Source organism: Myxococcus sp. AB036A, from assembly GCF_006547355.1.
Classification (GTDB): domain Bacteria; phylum Myxococcota; class Myxococcia; order Myxococcales; family Myxococcaceae; genus Myxococcus; species Myxococcus virescens.
The window spans coordinates 42,932-49,091 of the sequence record NZ_VHLC01000068.1 but is presented as its reverse complement, the minus strand read 5'-3'; the positions used below and the strand labels follow the sequence as shown (position 1 = coordinate 49,091).

Here is a 6,160-nt window from a genome sequence, read left to right as displayed (position 1 = left end):
CCGCCCGAGGAGACCTCCGCCGCCGAGGACGCGGGCTCCACCGCCGTGACACCGCCGGACGCGGGCGCCACCACGGAGGCGCCGTCACCGCCCCTGTCCCGTCCGGAAGCGCCGCGCGGCCCCGAGCGCGACTTCGTCGAGGCGGTGGAGATTGCGCGCCGGGGAGAGCTGACCGCGGCCGAAGCGGCGCTGCGCACCCTGGTCGAGCTGGACCCGAAGCTGGACTACGCGTGGACGAACCTGGGCATCGTCCAGGAGCGGATGGGGAAGACCGCGGATGCGGAGCGCTCCTACCGCAAGGCGCTGGACGTGGCCCCCGAGCAGCAGTCCGCGTGGGACTGCCTGGCGCGCCTGTATGGCCGCACCGGCCGCACGGCGAAGCTGGAAGCCGAGCTGCGCGAGCGGCTGTCCTCCCAGCCGGACTCGGTCGCGCTGCGCACCGCGCTGGCCATCACCCTGCTCCAGGCGAAGAACCACGCCGCCGCCTCGGCCGAGGCCAAGCAGGCGCTGAAGGGCGACGAGCGGCACGTGCGCGCCATGCAGGTGCTGGCGCAGGTCTACTACCGCGAGGGCAAGCACGAGCTGGCGCGCATGGTGCTGGAGAACGCCCGCGCCATCGACCCGAAGGACGCGGCCACGCACAACGCGCTGGGGCTGGTGTACCTGGCGCTCGACTCGCGTCCCCAGGCCCTGGAGTCCTTCAAGACGGCCGCGCAGCTGCGGCCGGACTTCGCGGAGGCGCGCAACAACTTCGGCGCCATGCTCAACGAGGCGCAGGACTACGAGGCCGCCGTCACCGAACTGGAGGCCGCGGTGCGCGCCGCGCCGGACTTCGCGTCGGCCCGCCTCAACCTGGGCAACGCCCACCGGGGCCAGGGGAACTTCGCGCGGGCCCGCGCCGAGTACGAACAGGTGCTGCTGCTGACGCCGCGCGCCGCGGACGCGTACTTCAACCTCGCCATCCTCTACCTCGACGTGGAGCCGCCGGGGATGGAGCCGCTGAAGCGCTACAAGACGGCCCTCACCCACTTCGACAACTACCAGGCGCGCGGCGGACGCGACGAACGCATCCCCCAGTACGTGAAGGACGCGCGCAAGCTCATCGACCGCGAGGAGCGGCGCCTGGAGCGCGAGCAGAAGGACCAGCTCCGAAAGGCCGCCGAGGCGCAGAAAGCCGCCGAGGCCAGCCCCCCCGAGGGAACACCGCCCGCCCCGTCGGTGTCCAACGCAGCGCCGGACGCGCACGTCGCGGCGCCGGACGCCTCACCTTCCACCACCTCCGCCCCAAGCAGCCCGGCACCGTCCCCGGACGGCCCGACGGCTGCCCCGGTGCCCTCCGGCTCGGGTAGACTCACCACCGACTCCCAGTAAATCCGCCATGCGCTCCGCCTTCGCCCTCATCGTGATGCTCGCCGCCGCGCCCGTGCTGGCCCAGGACGCCAGTCAGGCCTCCTCGTCCAGCAGCGGCGCCGCGTCGCCGAAGAAGGCCCCGCGCAAAGTCATCCGCCTGGAAGCCATCACCGTCGAAGGACGCATCCAGAAGCCCCAGGCCATGTACATCCTCCAGCGCTCCAACCTGAGCTTCGACGACCTCAGCCGCACCGAGAGCTTCGTGCCCAAGGTCGAGAAGAGCGTGGAACAGGAACCCTTCTAGTCCCATGGCCGCCACCTCGCAGAACAAGCTGCTCCGCGTCGGCGTCATCCAGAACGGCCGCATCGTCGAAGAGCACCACGTCCGCCGCGAAGCGGTCACCATCGGCCACGACGCGAAGAACACCATCGTCCTGCCCGCCACCGAGGGCCGGCCCGCCCGCTTCGCCCTGCTGGAGAACACGAACCAGCAGTTCCAGCTCGTCATCGCGCCGGACATGAAGGGCCGCGTCAACCTGGGCTCGTCCGACGTGGACTTCGAATCCCTGCGCGCGCAGGGCCTTGCCACCCGCCGCGGCGACCTGCACGTCCTGCCCCTGCCGGAGAGCGCTCGCGGCAAGGTGGAGCTGGGTGACGCCACCCTCTTCTTCCAATTCGTCACGCCGCCGCCCGACGAGGCGAAGCCGGTGCTGCCCACGGACGTCATGGTCAGCCGGTGGAAGACGATGGACCGCGTCTTCTTCGGCATCCTCGCCGCCTCGCTCCTGGTCCACTTCTCCGGCGCCGCCCTCATCATCACCTCGGAGACGCCGCAGGTGGCCGAGCTGGAGCTGGACGAACTGGATGACCGCTTCGTGCGCGCCATCATCCCCCAGCGCCCCGTGGAGGCCCCTAAGCCGGCGGACACCGGCGCCGCCGAAGCCCCCAAGAGCGACAAGCCCGATGCCGCGCCCAAGGAGGACACGCCCGCGGAGAACAAGCCCGCGGGTGACGCCGCCCAGCAGCGCCGCGCGGAGGTGGTGAAGAAGGTCTCCGGCAAGGGCCTGCTGAAGATTCTGGGCTCCAATAGCGGTGGTGGCCAGGGTGCCTTCGCGGACGTGTTGGGCGGCGCCAGTGGCGGCGGTGACATCGCCGAGGCCCTGGCGGGCGCGGGCGGCGTGGGCGTGGCCCGCGAAGCCTCCGTGGGCGCCAGCGGCGGACCTCGCGGCGGCGGCACGGGCACGGTGACGGACATCGGCGCCATTGGCACCCAGGGCGGTGGCAAGGTGGACCTGGGCGACAAGAAGGAGACGGTGGTGAAGGGCCGCGTGCAGGACGCCACGCCCGAAATCGAAAGCGCCGACGTGGACCGCGACGCGCTGGCCCGCTACGTGCGCGCGCGCAAGGCCGCCATCCAGAGCTGCTACGAGAAGGAGCTCAAGCGGAACCCCCGACTCAAGGGCAAGGTGGTGGTGCGCTTCACCATCAAGACGTCCGGCCGTGCCGGGGACATCGAAATCGAAGAGAACACCCTGGGCAGCGAGGCGGTGGGCAACTGCATCCGCACCACCATCCGAAGCTGGGTGTTCCCCTTCAAACCCGACGACGAGACAGCCGTTTCCTACCCCTTCGTCTTCGCGCCGGCGGGCTAGGCTCCCGGCCGGGAGCACCCAGCCCGGGCCCCGGGGGGACCATGGAGAAGCTGTCCGTCATCGCCGCATCGCCGCTCTTCGAGATGCTCTCCTCCGCGGAGCTTGGCCACCTCGCCGAGCTGGCGCGGGCGCGGCACTTCGCGGCCGGGGATGTCATCTTCGAAGAAGGGGATTTGGGCGACAGCCTCTTCGTCGTCGTCCGCGGCCAGGTGGAGGTCGCGCGCCGTCAGCCCCAGGGCGGCCTGCATCCGCTCGCGGTGCTGTCCCCACCCGAGTTCTTCGGGGAGATGGGCCTCATCGACAAGGACTTCCGCTCTGCCACCGTGTGCGCAAAGACGGACGTGGACCTGCTTCAGCTCAGCGCGCAGGACCTCCGCGAGTTCCGGAGGACCCATGGAGATGGGTTCACCTTCATCGTGGTCAATATCGCCAGGAGCCTGTCTGCCCGTCTGCGCGAGGCCAATGTTCGTCTCGCAACGAAGGTCTGACTAGTCAGTCCTGACCACTTTCATTGCCCTCGTGTTGGTTTGACACCCCCCACCCCTGCCTCTACGCTCTGCGGCATCGTGAGCCGCATGCGCAACGTCGGAATGCTCGCCGTCCTGGCCGCCGGCATGGCGACGGCACAAAGCCCGTCCCCCGCCGCGCCGCCAGCCCCTCCCGCCGCCACCGCGGCGTTGGAGAAGGCCAGCGACGTGCCGGACTCGGCGAAGCTGGTGCGCAGCACGCAGGCCCTGGGCGGCATGCGCGAGGTGCTGCGCTCGGTGTTGGGGAAGGTGGAGGAGGCCCGGCGGACCAAGGACGTGGTGAAGCTCAACTGCGCCAACGAGAAGCTCACTCAAATCAAGGGCCTGCTGCGCATCTCCGAGCAGGCGGACGTGTCCCTCCAAGAGGCGGTGTCCCGCCAGGAGTCCTCGTCCAGCGAGCACGAATTCACCAAGGTGATGATCGCCCGGCAGAAGGTGGGACAGCTCCGCTCGGAGGCCGAGGAGTGCATCGGCCAGCTCGCATTCCGCACCGATGAAAATCTCTTCGTGGAGGTGGAGGAGCCCAACAATCTCCCCGGAGGCGACCCCAGCCGTCCCCCCACGCCCGACATCGTCCTGGTGCGCCCACCTCCCGCCAGCCCCGTCCGGTAACACCGCCAACAAACCTTCGGTCCGGCCTGACTCGCATGTGTTATGACGCCGCCGGCCGCAAGCACGAAAGGTGAGAGGAAATGCGCCTCACACCTGGGAAGCCCTTCTGAGCCATGAAGCAGCCCGCGACATTCTGGGGAGGACTGGGTGCTCTGGCGCTGCTCGCGCTGGGCGGCACGGCCTCCGCCCAGGGCATCGCGGCGCCTCCCACCGGGGGTAACGGCTTCAAGGTGGGCAGCGGGCGGCTGCACCCCTACTTCGACCTGGAGACGCGGCTGGACAGCGGCGTGGGCTACTTCTCGCCCACCTCCAACTCGGAGCCCAACAGCGACCCGGTATCGGCCAACCTGGCGAGCGACGTGGCGCTGCGCTTCCGCCCTGGCTTCCGGCTGGAGATTCCGTCGTCCACCCTGGCGTTCAACCTGGGCGCCAACCTGGACTACGTGATGTACACGGGCCTGGTGACGGAGAACTCCAGCGCGGCCTCGCGCATGGAGGGCGCGGCGGACCTCAACGCGCGCTTCAACCCGGACGCCCCGCTGACGCTGGAGGTGTCGAACCAGTTCGCGCGCTCGGACCGCACGCGCACCGCGGCCGTGGGCGTGGGCGTGCTCAGCCTCTTCAATGAAGCGCGCGTGAAGGCCCCGTGGCGCCCCGGCGGCGGCGCGCTGGAGCTGACGCCCAGCGTGGCCTACGCGGTGGAGTTCTTCCAACCGCTGAGCTCGGTGAGCCCCGTCGGCTGCACCGAAAGCGTGTGCGACCCGGCCGCCGTGGAGCGCTTCGACTACGGCAACCTGCGCGTGGGCGCGGAAGGCCGCTGGCGCTTCCTGCCGAAGACGGCGGTGGTGCTCGACACCCACCTGGACGTGCGCAGCTACTTCAACGACAGCACGCCGGGGGCCTCGCTGCTGCGCGTCATGGGCGGCGTGGCGGGCCTCGTGTCCCCCAAGGTGGCCGTCACGGCCAAGGCGGGCTGGGGCCAGAACTTCGGCAGCACCGGTGGCGGCACCTTCCTGGGGCAGATGGAGGGCACCTACCTCTACAGCCCCACCCTGAGCTTCAAGGCGGGCTACCTGCGCACCCTGGAGCCCGTGGCCGCCTACGGCTTCTTCACGGACGACCGGGGCTACGGCGAGGTGCGCGCCCTCTTCGGCGGCAAGCTGACGGTGTCCGGCGGGCTCGCCGTGGACTTCCTGCGCTTCGACGGCGGCCGGAAGGACACCGTCGTCGGCGTGAATATCGGCCCGGAGTACCAGTTCTACCCATGGCTGACGGGCGCTGCAGGCTACATGCTGGGTCGCCGCTCCTCCTCGGTGGACGGCGGCGGCCTCAACTACTCGCGGCACGAGGGGTACGCCCGCCTCTCCGTGACGTACTGAGTGAGCGTCTGTCCCACCTGGAGATGACCAGCTTCCGCGCCGCCCTCACCGTGCTGTCCCTGATGACGCTGCCCGCCTGCTTCGGCACGTCGCAGCGCCCGCCGCCGCCCGCTCCCACGCCCGCCGCGGAGGCCGAGGCCGCGCGCTCCAGTGGCGGCAAGCTGGGGCCCGGAGACGTGGTGGAGGTGCGCGTCTTCCAGGAGCCCGAGCACTCCGGCACCTGGCGCCTGTCTAGCGAGGGCACCATCGACTACCCGCTGTGCGGCAAGGTGCCGCTGTCGGGAACGACGCCCAGCTCGGCGGCGGACCAGCTGCGGGACTGCCTGGCGCGCTACGTGCGCCGCCCCCAGGTATCGGTGCTCATCCGCGAGTACAACTCGCAGAAGGTGTTCGTCTTCGGCGAGGTGCAGAAGCCGGGCACCTTCCCCGTGGACAATGAGATGTCCATCGTCCAGGCGATTACGCTGGCTGGCGGCTTCACCAAGCTGGCGGCGAAGAACAACACGCTGGTGACGCGCGTGGTGGACGGGCAGGAGCGCAAGATTCGCGTGCCCGTGGAGGACATCGGCGTGGGGCGGGAGAAGAACTTCATGCTCCAGCCCGGCGACATCGTCTTCGTGCCGGAGAGCTTCTTCTAGCC

At 70.1% G+C, this 6,160-nt stretch carries 7 protein-coding genes; all 7 read left to right on the top strand.

Going from position 1 to position 6,160, the window contains the following annotated elements; translation table 11 throughout:
- Window positions 1–1,371 (top strand): lipopolysaccharide assembly protein LapB (locus FL344_RS25230; RefSeq protein ID WP_141620312.1); only part of this gene is annotated, 1,371 nt, incomplete at its 5' end.
- Between the two features lie 7 nt (window positions 1,372–1,378).
- A complete protein-coding gene (locus FL344_RS25225; RefSeq protein ID WP_141620311.1) occupies window positions 1,379–1,654 on the top strand; it encodes a hypothetical protein in 276 nt (91 codons plus the stop codon).
- A gap of 4 nt (window positions 1,655–1,658) precedes the next feature.
- Window positions 1,659–3,002, top strand: a complete 1,344-nt coding sequence (locus tag FL344_RS25220) for an AgmX/PglI C-terminal domain-containing protein (RefSeq protein WP_141620310.1) — start codon at window positions 1,659–1,661, stop codon at window positions 3,000–3,002.
- 41 nt (window positions 3,003–3,043) lie between these two features.
- The gene (locus FL344_RS25215) at window positions 3,044–3,490 is read left to right on the top strand and encodes a cyclic nucleotide-binding domain-containing protein (RefSeq protein ID WP_141593763.1); all 447 of its coding nucleotides are present in this window, start codon (window positions 3,044–3,046) and stop codon (window positions 3,488–3,490) included.
- Window positions 3,491–3,577: 87 nt separating this feature from the next.
- Window positions 3,578–4,141 (top strand): hypothetical protein, encoded by a 564-nt coding sequence (locus FL344_RS25210; protein ID WP_194858639.1) that lies wholly within the window; start codon window positions 3,578–3,580, stop codon window positions 4,139–4,141.
- Between the two features lie 113 nt (window positions 4,142–4,254).
- On the top strand, window positions 4,255–5,520 hold the full coding sequence (locus tag FL344_RS25205; RefSeq protein WP_141620309.1) for a hypothetical protein: 1,266 nt from the start codon (window positions 4,255–4,257) through the stop codon (window positions 5,518–5,520).
- Between the two features lie 23 nt (window positions 5,521–5,543).
- Window positions 5,544–6,158 (top strand): polysaccharide biosynthesis/export family protein, encoded by a 615-nt coding sequence (locus FL344_RS25200; RefSeq protein WP_011552015.1) that lies wholly within the window; start codon window positions 5,544–5,546, stop codon window positions 6,156–6,158.
- Window positions 6,159–6,160 lie beyond the last annotated feature (2 nt).